The sequence below is a fragment of the Virgibacillus sp. AGTR genome (assembly GCF_016919725.2).
Taxonomy (GTDB): domain Bacteria; phylum Bacillota; class Bacilli; order Bacillales; family Amphibacillaceae; genus Virgibacillus; species Virgibacillus salarius.
Genome location: NZ_JAJERH010000024.1, coordinates 35,877 through 55,580, shown reverse-complemented (window position 1 = coordinate 55,580; position 19,704 = coordinate 35,877). Strand labels below are relative to the sequence as shown.

Below are 19,704 nucleotides of genomic sequence, written 5' to 3'. Positions count from 1 at the left end.
ATTAGCAGAAGAAATGTATCCAATTTTTGAAAAAAGTTCTCTACATTTACGACAGGATATCCAATCTAATTTGATGACTTTAGGGGATGGTGATTTACTAGCTCGTGTATTTGAAAATTTACTAACAAATGCCAATCGGTATGGGTCCGATGGGGAATTTATTGATATTCGTGCTTTTCAAGAAAATCAGGAAGCTATTATCCAAGTTATTAATTATGGAAGTATCATAGCAGATGAAGATTTACCACATATATTTGATATGTTTTATACAGGAGATAAATCACGAACGATGCAAAAAAATAAAAGCGGACTGGGCTTATTTATAGCAAAGAATATAATAGAGCAACATAACGGCACAATCACTGCAAAGAGTAATTTGAAGCAAACCGTATTTGAAGTTCGTCTTACTAGCAGTGATGATGAGTAAGAAACAGAATTAGTTAAGAAATATTTAAGATTTTACCCACTTTTTTATTAAAGATATTTTCCTAAGATGTGTATAGAGAGAAGAAATCAAGGAGGGGAAGTTCTACATGAAGAAGTGGTTTTTCATATTGTTGTTTTTATCTATTGTAATAGGCATAGTATATATTACCCCTGTATCCGTATTAAATGAAGATAAACCAAATATGGTTCCAAAGGAAAATATCAATTTGGAACAATTTGATTTACAAGAAAAAGAAATAAATAAGGAAGAAATGTATCAGGGTGAATTATTATTAGTTAATGATGAATTTCCTGTAAAGGAACGATATATTAAAAAAGATATGATCCAATTAATTAACCATCGAGAATTAATCGCAAATTATGGATTGCTCCATCAAGATCTACGTTTATCCGAAAAAGTAGCTAGAAAATTCTCGGACATGGTTGAAGCTGCCCAAAAGGATAATGTGCATAACTTTTTATTAAGTAGTGCTTTTAGAGACCAAGAGGAACAAAAAGTGTTATACGAGGAAAAGGGAAAAGATTATGCTTTACCACCAGGTTATAGTGAGCATAATTTAGGATTGGCTCTAGATGTTGGATCTACAAAGGAAAGTATTAAATATGCAGCGGAGGGAGCTTGGATACAAAAAAACGCTTGGAAATTTGGTTTTGTACTTCGCTATCCTAAAGCTAAAGTGCATATTACAGGTATTGAATATGAGCCATGGCATTTACGTTATGTTGGTCTGCCTCATAGTGCAATTATGTATGAAAAGAATCTCGTATTGGAAGAGTATTTAACTTATTTAAAGAAAGAAAAGCAAATAGCAACCACATACCAAGGGGAGAAATTCCTTATTTGTTTCTTTCCTGTTTCAGAAGACCATCCAAAAATATTGGTACCAACCGATAGTGAATATACTATCTCAGGTAATAATATGGATGGAGTAATTGTGACAACAAGGCAGAATATGGATAGCGGTACTCAAGTATAGCAGAATGGACATAAATTTGATACAATGGCTAAATCTAGTGTTGGTTTAGTCTTTTTAATGTCCTGAAAGAATCAGTTAAACTCGAATTATATCCCACATATAACTATTAATGAAGAATCCCTACTGAAAATTTATCTATTACTGTTTACTGTGATCGTTACCTAGAGTTAGTAACACTTGAAAAGTGCCATTCCTGTCTTCACAAAAATTTCACTTTAGTTTACAAAAACATTACAGTGAGAAAGCAAAAAATATGGTAAAATAAAGGGAAATATCGGCTTAGATCTTTTTTATCCGCAGTAAGCCTCCCACTTTATTCAAGTAAGCTAGAGGTTTGTAAGTCATGAGTTCACTTATGCTTCCCTGCCGAACAGGGTTTAGCTAAGCAAATACGAAGGGATTTGGTTGTTACGGATAAAGTTAGCTGTTAACAGTATTTATATCTTTACAGAAGGTATACGGTTAGGAAATGAAAAAGAAATATTAAGATGGAGAGAGTTGTTTAACCATGCAAAATAACGGATATCACTGGAGAAATAGAGAAATTAGGCAACATGTTCGAGTGATTGATGAAGCGTCGTCACCGACATTAGTTTTAACAAATTGCACGTATTTAAATGCGTATACAAAACAATGGTTACAAGCGAACATTTGGATCGATGAGGATCGGATCGTATATGTTGGAGACAAAACTCCTAAAAATATGAACCGTACGGAAGTTTATGACTGTCAGGGAAAGTATGCAGTGCCAGGTTATATCGAGCCACACGCACATCCATTCCAACTGTATAATCCAGAACAATTGGCAAAACATGCTGGAAGGACTGGTACAACGACATTAGTAAATGATAACCTGTTATGGCTTTTTTTGTTGCAAAAAAAGAAAGCGTTTTCTATATTGGATGAATTTCGTAAGCTACCTGTGTCAATGTATTGGTGGGCAAGGTTTGACGCTCAAACTGAAATGCAGCAGCAAGATGATATCTTTCGTACGGAAGACGTCTTAGAATGGATTAAGCATCCAGCCGTTTTACAGGGTGGCGAATTAACCGCATGGCCAGAACTATTAGCTGGGGATGATCGGCTACTTTACTGGATACAAGAGACGAAGCGACATGGAAAGCCGGTTGAAGGGCATTTTCCGGGTGCGTCTGAACGGACATTAACGAAAATGAAATTATTAGGAATTAATGCAGACCATGAATCGATGACAGGAGAAGAAGTAATCCGGCGTTTACAGCTAGGGTATCAAGTTGGTTTACGCTACTCCTCCATTCGACCAGACTTGCCAAGGATACTAGCAGAGCTGATTGCGCTTGACCTAAAGTCATTTGATCATTTAACGATGACAACGGATGGAGCTACACCTGGATTTTATGAAGATGGCTTAATGAATGTCTGTATTGATATTGCTATCAAAAAAGGTATTCCATTGGAGGAGGCATATCTGATGGGGAGCTTTAACGCTGCTAAGCATCTTCGCATGGAAGAACAATTGGGAAGTATTGCGCCTGGTCGGCTTGCTCATATTAATATTTTATATGCAAAGGATAATCCGCATCCAGAAAGTGTCCTTGCTAAAGGAAAATGGATTGTAAAAAATGGAGCGGAAGAAACCGTTCACCAAAAAATTGATTGGCAAGCATACGGACTTAAACCGTTGAATTTAGATTGGGAACTAGGAAAAAATGAACTGCAATTTTCCGTTCCAATTGGTTTAGAAATGGTGAATGATGTCATTATGAAGCCTTATCCAATTGAAATCGATATAACGGTCGATAGACTTCCTGAGCAAACAAATGAGGCCTTTTTATTAATGCTGGACAGAAAAGGAAAGTGGCGAGTTAATACAACATTACGCGGATTTACTAGTAAATTAGGTGCACTTGCCAGCTCGTATTCAACAACTGGAGACTTTGTGTTCATTGGTAAGGATAAACAAGATATTATACTTGCGGGGAAACGGATAAAAGAAATGGGTGGAGGTATTGTCCTCGTCCATCAAGGGAAGATCCTTTTAGAAATTCCGCTTTCTCTAAGTGGTATGATGTTTGATGGAGATATGAAAGAGCTTATTGAAAAGGAGAAAGAATTAAAGGATTATTTACAGGATTTTGGCTATCCATTTCAAGATCCGGTATATTCCATCTTCTTTCTTGCGTCAACACATCTACCTTATATACGAATTACACAACAAGGAATTATCGATGTGAAGAAAAAAGAAGTTCTATTCCCGGCAACGATGTGTTAGCGTATAATATAATACTATACTAACTTTTCAAAGGTGTTGTGGAATATGAAAAAATTATTATGTATCGTTTTTCTAGCTTTTATATTTCTTGCAGCGTGTAATGATGAAAAGGAAGCTCGTGATAATGAATCGAAGGATTCTGGCTTGGAACAGAAGTCCGATTCGTTCCAAGTCCCGGAAGAATATGAAAATATGTATCCACTAACAGGAATAGGTACAGATGAAGTCGTTAATAATAGAATGGTAGGTGTAATGGTTAATAATCACACAAAAGCTAGACCACAGACAGGATTATCGAAAGCAGATATCGTATTTGAAATGCTAGCAGAAGGTAAAATTACTCGGTTTTTAGCACTCTTCCAAAGTGAAATGCCAGATGTTGTAGGACCTGTACGAAGTGCGAGAGAATACTATTTCGAACTAGCAAATGATTATAATGCAATCTATGTTTATCATGGGGCTGCTGGATTTGTAAATGATAGGATAGAACAGCGGGGAATTGACCATTTGAATGGTTCGTTTTATGATAATGATGGTGTATTATTTAAACGTGAACCTTTTAGAAAGGCACCGCATAATTCGTATTTACAGCTTGGATCTGTCTATGAAAAAGCAGAAGCGAAAGGCTATGATACGAAAGCAACGTATGAGCCCTTGCCTTTCTTATCAGAAGGTGAGCAGGTAGCTGGTGAACCTGGTAACCATGTGAAAATTGTATATTCCGATACGCCTACGGAGATTGTTGAATTTGATTATAATAAACGTTCGCAAGCATATACAAGATACAGTGATCAGGAAAAGACAATAGAGTTAGAATCAGAGGAAGCTATTCAGGCTAGTAATGTATTTATAATAGAGACTCATCATGAAGTAATTGATGATGCTGGTCGTCGGGCTATCGATTTACAATCAGGTGGAGATGCTTATCTCTTGCAAAAAGGTGTAGTTCAAGAACTTCGCTGGGAAAATAGAAATGGAAGAATTGTTCCAATGAAAGACGGGAAAGAAGTTGCATTTGCTCCAGGAAAAACGTGGATTAATGTGATTCCGACCGAACCTGGTATAAAGAGAGCCGTAATGATATCAAATGAGTAATGGAAGCAGGAGGGCTTTGGTGTGCAAATAGATAAACTACGTGGGAAACAATTGGATCAATTATTTGATGCAATCCTTTCATTAAAAGACCGGGAAGAATGCTATCGTTTTTTTGATGATATTGCAACGATGTCAGAAATCCATTCTATTTCCCAACGATTACAAGTAGCAAAAATGCTAATGGATGGAAGTACGTATAATGCAATTGAACAGGAGACAAATGCATCAACTGCTACGATATCACGAGTAAGACGGTGCATTAATTTTGGAAGTGAAGGGTATCAATTAGTACTTGATCGCATCATAGGGGACAAAGACGATTAAACAAAAAACTAGAAATGTCATCATCGACATTTCTAGTTTTTTGTTTTAAACCTCCCTAGCTATGCCAAGGGTTCTGGGAAGCTTTAATGTGGGTCAAAAAACTTCTTGGTAAGATAACGCTGGTTTCCCGACCACTATATGTGCTCTAGGAAGCTGTCCTATGAAGGTCAAGAATAGAAGCACATACAGCAAGAAACGATGAAGTTAACTTTTTGCTTAACAGTTGATAATAAATCCACTTGTTTGCAGTGTACAGCGTTTTCGTTAAAATATATGGACTCACGCATGTTTTACGTAAAAAGATTATCCTTATCTCTAAATTCCTAGAATGTTTTTTGGTATAATAAACTAATGGATTATAATGATGGAGGACTATTATTTTGGATAAAACAATGAATGCTTGGCAGCATATTTTTAAGCTTGATCCTGCCAAAGAAATCTCAGATGAAGATTTAGAAATGGTTTGTGAGTCAGGGACAGATGCCATAATTGTAGGTGGGACAGATAACATAACATTAGATGGCGTGCTTGATCTACTCTCAAGAATACGTAGATATACAGTACCTTGTATTTTAGAGATTTCATCCATGGATGCAATAACTCCAGGCTTTGATTATTACTATATTCCTATGGTGCTTAATTCGAAGGAAAAAAAGTGGATGATGGATATTCAGCATCAAGCTATTAAAGAATTTGTTGATATGCTTGAGTATAGTGAGATATTATTTGAAGGATATTGTATATTGAATAAGGACGCAAAAGCTTTCATACATACGAACAGTTATTTACCGGATGAAGATGATGTGATTGCGTATGCTTATATGGCAGATAAGGTTTTTCACTTGCCTGTCTTTTATATGGAGTATAGTGGAACCTACGGGGACCCAGTGCTGGTCGAAAAAGTAAAAGCTCAATTGGAACATTCACTATTGTTTTACGGTGGTGGTATTGAAACAGTCCAACAGGCACGGGAAATGAAAGAACACGCGGATGTAATTATCGTTGGCAATCGTATATATACAGATATCAAGCAAGCATTAAAAACGGTAAAAGCGGTAAAAGATAGTTAATAGTTAGGCGGTGTAAAAATGAGTCAAACAAAAGATGACTTATTAAAAGGATTAAATAAACAGCAAAAAGAAGCTGTTACACATACAGACGGCCCTTTACTTATTATGGCCGGTGCAGGAAGTGGAAAGACAAGAGTATTAACCCATCGGATTGCTTACTTATTAGGAGAAAAGGACGTTTCTCCTCGTAATATTTTAGCAATTACATTTACGAATAAAGCTGCACGTGAGATGAAAGAACGCGTGCGTAAATTAGTTGGACCTGAGAGTGATCAAATGTGGGTTTCGACCTTTCACTCCATGTGTGTACGAATTTTACGAAGAGATATTGACCGAATTGGTTATAACAGTAACTTTACTATCTTGGACAGCAGTGACCAGTTGTCTGCGATTAAACAAATTTTAAAAAACCTTAATATGGATCCAAAGAAATTTGAGCCACGAGCAATGCTAGGACAAATTAGTGCTGCGAAAAATGAATTAGTTACTGCTGAAGAATTTAATAAAAAGGTAGGTAACTTCTTTGATCGTCAAGTAGGTCAAGTATATGAGGCTTATCAAAAGATGCTACAAAAAAATCAATCTCTGGACTTCGATGATTTAATTATGCAGACGATACATCTTTTTCAACGAGTACCAGAGGTATTGGAATATTATCAAAGGAGATTTCAATACATTCATGTTGATGAGTATCAAGATACAAACCATGCACAATATGCACTTGTGAAACAACTTGCAAGCAGGTATCAAAACCTTTGTGTTGTTGGTGACTCGGATCAATCGATCTATCGTTGGCGGGGAGCTGATATTACCAATATCCTTACTTTTGAGAAGGATTATCCAACATCACGGACAATTTTGTTGGAGCAGAATTACCGATCAACGAAATCAATTTTACAAGCCGCTAATAAAGTTATCGAACGCAATAGTGGAAGAAAACCAAAGAAGCTGTGGACAGAAAATCCAGAAGGTAAAAATATTCATTACTTTCAAGGTGCTACAGAACAAGAAGAGGCATTGTTTGTAACTGAAAAGATTCAAGAATTAACGCGTAGTCAAGGATATTCACCAAGTGAAGTGGCAATACTGTACAGAACAAATGCACAGTCACGTGCGATTGAGGACACATTAGTGAAGTCAAATATTTCCTATCAAATGGTAGGTGGTACTAAGTTCTATGATCGTAAGGAAATTAAAGATATGGTAGCTTACCTTCGACTTATAGCTAATCCCGATGACGACCTTAGCTTTGAACGCGTTGTTAATGTTCCAAAAAGAGGAATCGGAAAAACATCCATTGATCGATTACGTGAATATGCAGCACTCCATGATATATCCTTTCATGAAGCAGTTAAAGAGGTTGATTTTACCGGTGTTTCGAAAAAGGCCGCAAATGCTCTAGCGGAATTTGGTAATCTTATTCGTACATTATCGCAGCAGCAAGAGTTTCTTACTGCAACCGATATGGTAGAAGCCGTTTTAGAACGGACAGGCTATGAAACAATGCTGAAAAATGAACGAACGATCGAGGCGCAAAGTCGCTTGGAAAACTTGGAAGAATTTATGACTGTAACAAAGGATTTTGAAGAAACCAGTGAGGACAAGACACTTGTTGCTTTTTTAACAGATCTGGCTTTAATTGCTGACATTGATCAAGTAGATGAAGAAGAGACAGAGGCAGAGGAAAAAATTACATTAATGACATTACACGCGGCCAAAGGACTAGAATTTCCGGTTGTCTTCTTAATCGGTTTAGAAGAAAATGTTTTCCCGCACAGTCGTTCGATGTTAGATGAAGAAGAAATGGAAGAAGAACGAAGACTAGCTTATGTAGGCATTACGAGAGCGGAGAAAGAGCTTTATATGACGCATGCTAAAATGCGTACACTTTTCGGCCGGACGAACATGAACCCCGTTAGTCGATTTATTAATGAAATTCCAGAAGAATTAATTGATGGAATGGAAGAAGCGAAAATGTCTATGTTTGGTGGAAGTATCGGACAGAAATCTAAGCCAGCTCCTGCACCTATGAAACGTAAAGCGGAGCGTATGCAAAAAACGACAGGTGCAGAGAATGAGACGTGGGGACCTGGTGAGAAGGCACGCCATAAAAAATGGGGTGTTGGTACAGTTGTTAAAGTTCAAGGAGAAGGAGAGGCAATGGAGTTAGATATTGCTTTTCCAGCGCCAGTAGGTATAAAACGAGTCTTGGCTAAATTTGCGCCAATCACGAAGGAGTAAGGGAGGTGCTTGCATGGATCGACAACAGGCACAAGATAAGGTTAAGCAATTAACCGAAATTTTAAATCACTATAATTATGAATATCACGTGCTGGATAACCCTTCCGTTCCAGATGTGGTCTATGACCAGAAAATGCAGGAACTGCGAAAACTTGAAGAGGCTTTTCCAGACCTGGTAACTGCCGAATCTCCAACGCAAAGAGTGGGCGGAGAACCGTTAGACGCATTTCAAAAAGTTCAGCATAAGATTCCGATGTTAAGCTTGGGAAATGCGTTTAATGAACAGGATTTGCGAGATTTTGCACGACGCGCAAGTCAGGGAACAGATGAACCAGTTCAATTTGTCTGTGAATTAAAAATTGATGGTTTAGCTGTTTCGCTGACGTATGAAAATGGAAAATTGGTACGTGGAGCTACGCGTGGGGATGGTACGACAGGTGAGGATATTACTAGTAATCTGCGAACCATTCGTAGTATCCCACTATCCATTAAAGAAACGGAAACCATTGAAGTTCGTGGTGAAGCATTTATGCCTCATCAATCGTTTTTAGCCTTAAATAAGGAAAAAGAAGCAAATGAGGAAGAGCCATTTGCGAATCCTCGTAATGCGGCAGCAGGTTCTTTACGGCAGCTTGACCCAAAGATTGCTGCTAAGCGAAATTTGGACATCTTTCTCTATGGGGTTGGTGCGTGGGAAAATAGTAAACTAACCACACATAGTGAGCGTTTGGAACGACTGAAGGAGTTAGGGCTGAAAACAAACCCAGAGTGGAAAAAATGCGATACCATTGATGAAGTTTTAGAGTATGTTTCCTATTGGACGAATGAACGTCCAAATTTAAATTATGAAATCGATGGGATAGTTATAAAAGTAAATAATCTCAAGCAACAAGAGGAGTTAGGTTTTACTGCGAAAAGTCCACGCTGGGCAATTGCTTATAAATTTCCAGCAGAAGAAGCAGTAACAAAATTAACGGATATTGAATTAAGTGTAGGGAGAACTGGCGTTGTCACACCAACGGCTATTCTCAACCCTGTAAAAGTAGCTGGAACTACCGTACAACGAGCTTCCTTGCACAATGAGGATCTTATCCGAGAACAGGATATCCGTATTGGCGATACCGTAGTGATTAAAAAAGCTGGTGATATTATCCCGAAAGTGGTACGAGCGATGGTCGAAGCGCGTACTGGCTCAGAGCAGGAATTCCATATGCCAGCTGAATGTCCAGCCTGTGGGAGTGAATTAGTTAGATTAGAAGAGGAAGTTGCCTTACGTTGTATTAATCCTAGTTGTCCTGCGCAATTGAAGGAAGGGCTTATTCACTTTGTTTCACGTAATGCTATGAATATTGATGGTTTAGGAGAGAAAGTAATTATTCAGCTTTTTCAGGAGAACCTTGTGCATACAATAGCTGATATTTACCGTCTGAAAAAAGAAGAATTGCTTGAGTTAGAACGTATGGGCGAAAAGTCAGTTGATAATTTATTACGTGCTATTGAAGTATCAAAGGAGAATTCACTGGAGCGCCTGCTGTTTGGATTAGGTATTCGATTTGTCGGATCAAAGGCTGCAAAGACATTAGCAATGGAATTTGAAACGATGGATAACCTGCAAAAAGTAACATATGAAGACCTATTAGAAATAAATGAAATTGGAGATAAAATGGCTGATTCAATCGCGCAATATTTTCAAGAGCAGCAAGTTATTGATCTCTTAAATGAGCTAAGAGATCTGGGAATTAACATGACGTATTTAGGGACGAAGCCTTCTACACAAACAGAGGAAAGCATATTTCATGGGAAGACGATTGTATTAACAGGGAAAATGGAGTATTTTACTCGGCCTCAAGCAAAGGAAATTATTGAGGGGTTAGGTGGGTCTGTTACTGGCAGTGTTAGTAAAAAGACGGATATCCTAATCGCGGGAGAAGATGCCGGATCGAAGCTGGTGAAAGCCCAGAAGCTTGAAGTTGACGTATGGAATGAAGAACAATTTCAGCAAGCTATTGAAAATGGAGGAGTGTAAGTCATGAAAAAATTAAGTATTTGGTTACTGGGCGTGCTTTTATTCGTGACAAGCTGTGCTCCCGATGTCAATGAAGAAGAAGTTGTTCAAAACGATGAGTCTGATTCGAAGCAGGAAACAGCAATCGTACCAAGCTATCAATTATCGGAGGAAAATTATAAAATGATTCTTCCCTTTGAACCGGGGAAAGCTAGGGGAGTCATCGTTGGACAAGTGGCCAATCGACTAGATATTGATGAGATGGAGGAAGGATTACGTCGTCAATCCAAGGAAGTGTATGATCCGAAGAAATATTTATTTCAGGAAGGTCAGTATATTGATGAAGATACTGTGCTTAAGTGGATTGATAAGTTAAACCCGCCTAAAAAGGAAAAGGCCAAGAAAAAATACTTTGAGGATAATCCACGTTATCTTTCTCATATTTTAGAGCAAAATTACTTGGTAAAAAAAGAGGATAAATCTGTAGAATTAGCCGGAATATCGATTGGAATTGCAATGAAGTCCGTCTATCGCTTCCAAACGGAGCCCGGTGGTCCCTACTATTATGAATCGATTTCCAAGTCTGAAATGCTAAAGGAAGGAAATAAGATTGCCCAGAAGGTCATAAAAAGTATTCGAGAAATCGAGGGCTTAGAAAAAGTACCCGTGATGATGGCTTTATATAGGGAGGAAGATCAATCTTCCCCAGTTCCAGGAAATTTTATTGCAAAGACTAATGTTCCTAGTAATAGTGCATCCATTGGTGATTGGGATACGCTTGATGAAGAATATGTTTTATTCCCTTCCGACGAGGGGAAGAAAAAATATTATGAGGATCAAGAGATCGTTACTAGCTTTGGAAAAGAAATTGCTTCATATTTTCCAAACTATGTAGGAGTCATTGGGGAAGGATTCTATATGAATGAAGAATTGCAAAAGATGACAATTGAAATCCCGATTGAATTCTACGGAAAAGGTGAAGTGGTTGGCTTCACACAGTATGCCTATGGATTAGTACAGGATATGTTTAAGGATTACTATGATTTAGAGATTAAAATTACTTCCAGTGATAAACTAGAAAGTATGATATACCGTGAGGCAGGAGCCGATAAGCCGACGGTGCATATTTTCCATTAATAAAGAAAGTAATAAGTAAAAGGATGGAGATCGTCTCCATCCTTTTACTTTATTTGGTTAGGAAAGTCAGGAAAACAAACGAGAACTAAACAATAATGTACAATTTTTCGTAAATTCTTATACGAAAGAGACAGACCAGATTACCTAAAAGTGACTTGTGTTTTTCGAAGACTTCCGAAAAGTTGTAAATTCATAATAAAATAGTCATATAAATAATTCAGGTTTCTTACCATGATTCATGTCGAACAAGGACTAATTTTCCTCTGTGAGGAAAATTGGAAAGTTTTTTTGCCTGTTTCGCCTATAAATAGTGTTCATTTCTCTATTATTTTCCCAATATGAATTATCTGAAATTATGTTATAATATGACTATACAAAATAAAGTAGCATAATAAAAAGTAGATGGTAGGTGGGAAGGTTGATAGAAATAGGTCCCTTTATCAAACTGCAGCGTACGAAGCAAGAGATGACACAAGGAGAGTTAGCAGAAGGCATCGTTTCACTATCCTATTTATCCAAGATCGAAAATAAAAAAACAGACGCGAGCCCTGAAATAATTCAATTACTATGTAATCGACTTGGTATCGAATTGATCGATGGAGTTGATACAGACTTACAAAAAAAGTGTAAGCAATGGTATGCAATGCTTTTTGATGTATATGACAAAAAAGAGATAATCGATACATATAAGGATTTACAAGCATTAATGGACAGAAGCATTAATGATAGCTTTTTTCTATTTGAGATTCACAAAATTAGATACTATATAATCTTAAGACAAATCGATAAAGCGTTATCTAAGATGAATGAATTAAGTGAAATGGTTAATTCATTTGATAATGACCATCTTTATTATTGGTACAAATTTAAGGGGAATTATTATTCATTTACTGGAGAATTTAATCAAGCAATGCGATTGTATAAGATGGCAGAGGATAAAATAAATCAGGTAGATCTTGATGAAGAGGAAGTTGCGGATTTACATTATACGATTTCAGTCACAAATAGTAAGTTACGAAATACGTTGGAAGTTATTGATTATGCCAATAAGGCGATGGATGTCTTTCAACGAAATTATAATTTTATCCGTTGTGCCCAATGCCATATACTGTTAGGGATTTCCTACCGTAGAATTGATATGTATGATAAAGCTATTAAAAATTATAATTTAGCAAAGCATTTAGGTGAACTAAATAAAAATAAACAGGTAATTCAGTTAGCGAATCTAAATTTAGGATATGCTCACTCTAAGATTGGCAATACTGAAGAAGCTATTAAATACTATGTTTTTGTTATTGAAGAAGAAGATGATGAAGCGATAAAAATAAAAGAAAGACTTGCATCAATAACATCATTAATAAAAGAATATTATAATATTGGAGATTATGAAAAAACAAAGGAAATGATTAAAAAAGCTTTAACAATATTAGACTTAGCTAGTGATGATCATTATTATCAACTGTATTACTATATTATTCATACGTACACCTATGCATTAAACAATGAGCAAGAAAAGTTCAGGGCATTAGTAACAGATGAATTTATACCTTATCTGAAGCAGCATGACGACCATAGCAATTTAGTTGTCTATGCTAAAATGCTTGGCAGCCATTTTGAAAAGCTTGGTAAGTATAAAGAATCTGTTAAATATTATAAACTAGCAAATTCAGCTTATAATGAATTAATTAATCTTTAAAGGGGGGGATGTTAATGAAGAAGTTATTTGCTTCAATGGCATTAGGCTCACTTCTTATGATAGGATTTTTAAATACTCATGACAATAATTCAACAGAATTAGCTCATGAACTCGAGCCTGAGGTTGTGTCTATTGGGCAACCTGTATCACAATTTTAGTTATTTTTGATTTTTTCGCAAACTGGTTTTTAAATTTTTTTACCCTATTACTATATGATGGATTTTCCTGGGATGGCGTGGAACCCATTCCGGGACTTTTTTTGTAGTCTAGGAAAATATAAAATTTGAGGCTATGGAGAAATAGGGGCGTGTTGAGCCGCGTCCAGCTCTAGCGTCCAGATAGACTTCACGAATCGCCCTAGGATAAGTTATCATCGGCTCGCAAGCTCACCGTGATTCCTTTATCTTCGTTGATTCGCTCCAGTCTCTACGTTTCTAATCTGGCGCTTGCACTTATGTTCCGATAAAGTGAAACTTCATTCCGTAGAAGTTTTCTTCCATACCCTACTGAATGTTCGTACCACAAGAGTATGACCCAAAGGTTCTGAACAAATTGGGTATTTAGGTGTCGTTTTCTCCCACTTAGTCCCTTTTGTACCAACACAGGCTCTTAAAGTTGAAGTCTTCCAGCACTTTAGCGGAATAATCTACAGCATATGGCTCAGATTGAAAAATTTATTGAAAAAATTTTTTATATAGAAATTTTGAGTTATTAGGAGTTATTTAAAAGGATTTGGACTATATTTACATATACGGAACTCTTATCTCTTTCATGTATGAAAATGATTATTCTTCATAACATATCACTGTATATGATAGTTCTATTTAGTAGGAAGCTTGATAGGGCGCCATTTGTGAGCCCTATGTAACTTGAAAAATAATTAATTATATGAAATCATAGTCGATGTGCTTATTTGAGAAATGAATCTCAAAATAATAATGCTATATTTTTAGAGAGAGGGGCATTGTTTGTATGGAATATGCGATTCGAGGTGCTACCTGGTTTTGGTTATTTGTTCCAATGCCAATTGTACTTTTAATATCGATCATTACTTTATTTACTGAGAGGAGAAAATAGTACGTGGATCTTACAACATTAATAACCTTTATTGTATATTTACTTGGGATGCTGGCTATCGGCGTCGTCATGTATTATCGTACCAATAACTTATCCGATTATGTCCTCGGTGGGCGAGACCTAGGACCAGGCGTTGCAGCATTAAGTGCTGGGGCATCTGATATGAGTGGATGGCTGTTACTAGGTTTACCAGGCGCAATCTATGCATCTGGAATGTCAGAAGCTTGGATGGGAATTGGTCTTGCAACAGGTGCTTATTTAAATTGGCAGTTTGTTGCCAAACGTTTACGTATTTACACCGAAGTATCAAATAACTCGATTACAATCCCTGATTTCCTTGAAAATAGATTTAAGGATAGATCACATATTCTCCGTGTTATATCTGCTTTAGTAATTTTATTATTCTTCACCTTTTACACATCTTCAGGATTAGTTGCAGGTGCAAAATTATTTGAGGCATCTTTTGGTCTTGACTATATGACAGCACTTTGGATCGGTGCGATCGTTGTTGTATCATATACGTTACTTGGAGGATTTTTGGCAGTATCTTGGACTGATTTTATACAAGGTATTCTTATGTTTCTTGCACTCATTATTGTACCAATTGTCGCGTTAAACCAAATGGGTGGATGGAGTGACGCTGTACAAGCAGTCGGAGAAATCAATCCATCACATCTTAATATGGTTCAAGGTGTTGGAATAATGGCAATTATTTCTTCACTAGCATGGGGACTTGGTTATTTTGGTCAGCCGCATATTTTAGTCCGTTTTATGGCATTGCGTTCAGCGAAAGATGTACCAAAAGCGAAATTTATTGGTACGGCGTGGATGATTTTAGGACTTTACGGTGCCATATTTACTGGTTTTATTGGATTAGCATTTATAAGTACACAAGAAGTACCGATTCTAAGCCAATTTGGAATTGAAGTGGCTAATCAAGATGGACTTCAAGTGTTGGCTGATCCAGAAAAAATCTTTATTGCATTTTCACAGATTTTATTCCACCCTGTAGTAGCTGGTGTGCTGTTAGCTGCTATTTTATCAGCAATTATGAGTACAGTAGATTCACAATTGCTCGTATCTTCATCAGCAGTAGCGGAGGATTTCTATAAAGCGATTTTCCGTAAAAAAGCATCTGCGAAGGAATTAGTCTGGGTTGGAAGAATAGCAACGGTATTGATTGCGATTGTAGCATTAATTATTGCCATGAACCCGGAAAGCTCTGTTCTTGATCTCGTTGGTTATGCATGGGCTGGTTTCGGTGCAGCGTTTGGTCCAATCATTATCCTGTCACTATTCTGGAAAGGCATTACTCGAAATGGTGCACTAGCAGGTATTATCGTTGGTGCAGTTACTGTTATTATCTGGGGAGATCTACTTTCTGGTGGAATCTTTGATTTATATGAAATTGTTCCCGGGTTCATTATGAATATGATTGTAGCAATCGTTGTGAGTCTTCTTGGCAAAACAGATCCTGAGCTAAAATCAGACTTTGACGAGACCTTAGAAAAATTGAAAGAGTAAATCACAAGTAATAAGATGTGGCTTAAACGCTGCTTCTAATAACGAAAGAACAATAGAAAAAAGTATAAACGAATTCAAGGACTTTATCAAAGCCGCAACAAATTTTAGAACCAGCAAAGCCGAACAGATTCGAATGTTAAGGTAGGTATCGCTCCCAGAAGTTAGAGTGAAAAATCTATCTTCTGGGGCAACCATTAATTCGAATAATAGTTCGGCTTTTTCTTTATTAAAATAATTTGCCTTTTTTTATCCCGCATATAACTGGCAGTAACCCCCCCCATTCAAGCAATAAGGTGAATCCAATAAGGAAAAGTGTGGGGACAACTGCCAGTAAATGTCCGATTGGTTCAGACGCCTTCATAACCTTGTGGTACTAACCATCCGTGGAGATAAACAGCCCCCATGAATGGAAGTTTTACTTTATAAATTGTGGATGCCCTATAGAAGCATAAACGGCAAATTGCCATTTTGAATAACACTGCTTCGTACGTAAGGCATGGATGCAGTTCCTGCACCGTAAATCAAACACCTTCGCTTTTCTTTCATAGTTGATTATTGTTGGGTCGTTCTGCTATTATCAATAGTGTTACCAAAGTTTATGGATAAGCAATAGATGTATATAATATAGAAGAAACAGATTTGGAGGGAAAGCTAGTGGCAGATATATCGAAGGATCAAGTAAAGCATGTTGCTCATTTGGCTCGTTTGGAAGTTAGCGAGGAAGAAGTAGAAATGTTTACAGAGCAATTAAGCTCGATCATTACATATGCGGAGCAGCTTAACGAATTAGATACATCAGATGTTGAGCCAACGACGCACGTGTTAGACATTAAGAATGTGCTTCGTAAGGATGAGCCAAAGAAGTGGATAACGCAGGAGGAAGCAATGAAAAATGCTCCTGATCAGCAAGATGGACAGTATCGTGTACCATCTATTTTGGAGTAGGAGGGAAAAGCATGTCATTATTTGATCATACGATTAAAGAATTAGAACAAAAACTACATAATCATGAAATTACCGTTCAAGATTTAGTAGCAGCTTCTTATCAACGGATTAAAGAAGTCGATGACAAGGTTCATGCATTTCTTACATTAAATGAAGAAAATGCTAATGCCTATGCGAAAGAATTGGACGAGGCAGCAGATAAACATACCGCATTATTTGGAATGCCTAGTGGTATTAAGGATAACATTGTCACAAAGGCGTTACGCACCACATGTGCAAGTCAATTCCTCGACAATTTTAATGACCCTTTGTATAACGCTACTGTAGTTAACAAATTAAATCACCAGCAAGCAGTTACGATTGGAAAGTTGAACATGGATGAGTTTGCAATGGGTTCTTCAAATGAAAATTCCAGTTACGAACCAACTCGTAACCCTTGGAATACCGATTATGTACCTGGTGGATCTAGTGGTGGATCAGCAGCAGCCGTAGCAGCAGGAGAAGTATTATTCTCTTTAGGTTCAGATACGGGCGGCTCAATTCGTCAACCAGCTGCATTCTGTGGAGTGGTAGGCTTAAAGCCGACATATGGACGCGTATCACGTTTTGGTTTGGTTGCATTTGCTTCATCCTTAGATCAAATCGGCCCAATTACACGTAATGTAGAAGATAATGCACGTGTTCTGGAAGTAATCGCTGGACATGATCCAATGGATTCTACAAGCGCAGCTGTAGAAGTACCAGCTTATACGGAGGCACTAACCGGTGATGTGAAAGGATTGAAAATTGCCGTACCAAAGGAATACCTTGCTGAAGGTGTAGCACCTGAGGTCAAGGAATCGGTTCTGCAAGCACTTAAGGTATATGAATCATTAGGTGCAACGTGGGAGGAAGTGTCGTTACCACATTCCAAATATGCAGTGGCAACTTATTATTTACTTTCATCATCTGAAGCTTCTGCGAACCTAGCTCGGTTTGACGGTGTCCGTTATGGCGTGCGTTCGGAAAATGCTAATAATATGATTGATATGTTTAAAAAATCACGTAGTGAAGGCTTTGGAGAAGAGGTTAAGCGTCGTATTATGTTAGGAACCTTTGCGCTTAGTTCTGGCTACTATGATGCTTATTATAAAAAGGCTCAAAAAGTACGGACATTAATTAAAAATGATTTTGATAAAATCTTTGAAGACTATGATGTTGTTATTGGACCTACTACGCCTACGCCAGCATTTAAGGTTGGGGAAAAGGTGGATGATCCATTAACGATGTATGCAAATGATATCTTAACCATTCCAGTCAACCTTGCAGGCGTTCCAGGAATTTCTGTTCCTTGCGGTTTTTCTGATCAAGGCTTACCAATCGGACTGCAAATTATTGGGAAGCATTTTGATGAAAACACCGTATTCCGTGCAGCCCATGCATATGAACAAGCGACAGATCATCATAAACAACGCCCTCAATTAGGAGGTGCCAACGCATGAATTTCGAAACAATTATTGGCTTAGAGGTACATGTTGAATTAAAAACACAATCCAAAATATTCAGTCCAAGTACGAATGAATTTGGTACAGATCCAAATACCAACGTAAACCCAATTGATCTGGGATACCCTGGTGTATTACCAGTATTAAATGAGGAAGCTGTTAATTTCGCAATGAAGGCAGCGATGGCTCTTAATTGTGACATTGCTACAAATACAAAATTTGACCGTAAGAACTATTTTTATCCAGATAATCCAAAGGCGTATCAGATTTCCCAATTTGATCAGCCAATTGGCGAAAATGGCTGGATTGAAATAGAAGTAAATGGCAAGAAAAAACGGATCGGAATTACACGTCTACATTTAGAGGAAGACGCTGGTAAGCTTACCCATGGTGATGATGGCTATTCGCTTGTAGACTTCAATCGTCAAGGTACGCCATTGATAGAGATTGTTTCTGAGCCAGATATGCGTTCCCCAGAGGAAGCATATGCCTACTTAGAAAAATTAAAAAATATTATTCAATATACTGGTGTATCGGATGTGAAAATGGAGGAAGGTTCGCTGCGCTGTGATGCAAATATCTCTCTACGTCCACTTGGCCAAGAGGAATTTGGCACCAAAGCAGAACTGAAAAACTTAAACTCCTTTAGCTTTGTACAAAAGGGCTTAGAGTTTGAAGAAACGCGTCAGGAAAAAGTATTGCTTTCCGGAGGAGAAATCCTCCAAGAAACGCGCCGCTATGATGAAAAATCAAAAGAAACAATTCTAATGCGAGTGAAGGAAGGATCAGACGATTATCGATATTTCCCTGAACCTGATTTAGTACCTCTATATATTGATGAGGCTTGGAAAGAGCGAATTCGTCAAGAAATTCCTGAACTTCCGGATGCGCGTAAAAAACGTTATATGGAAGAACTTGGTTTACCAGAATATGATGCTGCCGTATTGACCAATTCCAAGCAAATGGCTGATTTCTTTGAAGAAGCAATAGCTCATGATGCGGATATGAAGCAGGTGTCGAACTGGCTAATGGGAGAAATCTCTGCTTATATGAATAAGCATTACAAGGAATTGCATGAATTAGCAATTACACCAGAAGCATTAGCTAAGATGATCCAATTAATTGAAGATGGTACCATCTCTTCGAAAATTGCAAAGAAAGTCTTTGCTGAATTAGTAGAAAAGGGTGGAGACCCAGAAAAGATAGTAAAAGAAAAAGGGCTTGTGCAGATTTCCGATGAAGGGCAATTACGCGGAATTATAGCGGGTGTGCTAGATCAAAACGAACAATCGATTATCGATTATAAGAATGGTAAAAATAAAGCAGTCGGCTTCTTAGTCGGTCAAGTAATGAAGGCAACAAAAGGACAAGCAAATCCACCTATGGTAAATAAGCTCCTATTAGAGGAAATAAATAAAAAATAGTGTGGAG

General features: G+C 37.4%; 15 protein-coding genes. All 15 read left to right on the top strand.

Annotation, left to right across the window (positions count from 1 at the left end; genetic code table 11):
- Positions 1–427, top strand: a 427-nt coding sequence (locus JUJ52_RS10915) for a sensor histidine kinase (RefSeq protein WP_228088951.1), incomplete at its 5' end; no start/stop codon positions are given.
- Positions 428–533: 106 nt separating this feature from the next.
- Complete coding sequence (locus JUJ52_RS10910; RefSeq protein WP_205389614.1) at positions 534–1,424, top strand: M15 family metallopeptidase; 891 nt, start codon at positions 534–536, stop codon at positions 1,422–1,424.
- Between the two features lie 508 nt (positions 1,425–1,932).
- On the top strand, positions 1,933–3,675 hold the full coding sequence (locus tag JUJ52_RS10905) for an adenine deaminase C-terminal domain-containing protein (RefSeq protein WP_026682840.1): 1,743 nt from the start codon (positions 1,933–1,935) through the stop codon (positions 3,673–3,675).
- 45 nt (positions 3,676–3,720) lie between these two features.
- Positions 3,721–4,770 carry a DUF3048 domain-containing protein gene (locus JUJ52_RS10900; RefSeq protein ID WP_166530069.1) on the top strand — a complete coding sequence of 350 codons (1,050 nt, stop codon included), beginning with the start codon at positions 3,721–3,723 and terminating at the stop codon, positions 4,768–4,770.
- 21 nt (positions 4,771–4,791) lie between these two features.
- Complete coding sequence (locus tag JUJ52_RS10895) at positions 4,792–5,094, top strand: YerC/YecD family TrpR-related protein (RefSeq protein WP_026682838.1); 303 nt, start codon at positions 4,792–4,794, stop codon at positions 5,092–5,094.
- 392 nt (positions 5,095–5,486) lie between these two features.
- On the top strand, positions 5,487–6,164 hold the full coding sequence (pcrB, locus tag JUJ52_RS10890; RefSeq protein ID WP_205389748.1) for a heptaprenylglyceryl phosphate synthase: 678 nt from the start codon (positions 5,487–5,489) through the stop codon (positions 6,162–6,164).
- Positions 6,165–6,182: 18 nt separating this feature from the next.
- Entirely contained in the window at positions 6,183–8,405 is a 2,223-nt protein-coding gene (gene pcrA / locus JUJ52_RS10885; protein WP_121604636.1) for a DNA helicase PcrA, read from the top strand.
- Between the two features lie 13 nt (positions 8,406–8,418).
- Positions 8,419–10,431, top strand: a complete 2,013-nt coding sequence (gene ligA / locus JUJ52_RS10880; protein ID WP_205389615.1) for an NAD-dependent DNA ligase LigA — start codon at positions 8,419–8,421, stop codon at positions 10,429–10,431.
- A gap of 3 nt (positions 10,432–10,434) precedes the next feature.
- Complete coding sequence (locus JUJ52_RS10875; RefSeq protein WP_205389616.1) at positions 10,435–11,547, top strand: CamS family sex pheromone protein; 1,113 nt, start codon at positions 10,435–10,437, stop codon at positions 11,545–11,547.
- A gap of 418 nt (positions 11,548–11,965) precedes the next feature.
- A complete protein-coding gene (locus tag JUJ52_RS10870; protein ID WP_026682833.1) occupies positions 11,966–13,243 on the top strand; it encodes a helix-turn-helix domain-containing protein in 1,278 nt (425 codons plus the stop codon).
- 14 nt (positions 13,244–13,257) lie between these two features.
- Positions 13,258–13,401, top strand: coding sequence for a hypothetical protein (locus JUJ52_RS10865; protein ID WP_161629293.1), 144 nt, complete (start codon positions 13,258–13,260; stop codon positions 13,399–13,401).
- A gap of 922 nt (positions 13,402–14,323) precedes the next feature.
- Positions 14,324–15,844, top strand: coding sequence for a sodium/proline symporter PutP (gene putP / locus JUJ52_RS10860; RefSeq protein ID WP_026682832.1), 1,521 nt, complete (start codon positions 14,324–14,326; stop codon positions 15,842–15,844).
- 654 nt (positions 15,845–16,498) lie between these two features.
- Entirely contained in the window at positions 16,499–16,789 is a 291-nt protein-coding gene (gene gatC / locus JUJ52_RS10855; protein WP_121604640.1) for an Asp-tRNA(Asn)/Glu-tRNA(Gln) amidotransferase subunit GatC, read from the top strand.
- An 11-nt stretch (positions 16,790–16,800) separates the two neighbouring features.
- Positions 16,801–18,270: an Asp-tRNA(Asn)/Glu-tRNA(Gln) amidotransferase subunit GatA gene (gene gatA / locus JUJ52_RS10850; protein WP_026682829.1), complete on the top strand. Its 1,470-nt coding sequence runs from the start codon at positions 16,801–16,803 to the stop codon at positions 18,268–18,270.
- Positions 18,267–19,697, top strand: coding sequence for an Asp-tRNA(Asn)/Glu-tRNA(Gln) amidotransferase subunit GatB (gatB, locus tag JUJ52_RS10845; protein WP_205389617.1), 1,431 nt, complete (start codon positions 18,267–18,269; stop codon positions 19,695–19,697). The genes gatA and gatB overlap by 4 nt, the downstream gene beginning before the upstream one ends.
- The last annotated feature ends 7 nt before the right edge of the window (positions 19,698–19,704 follow it).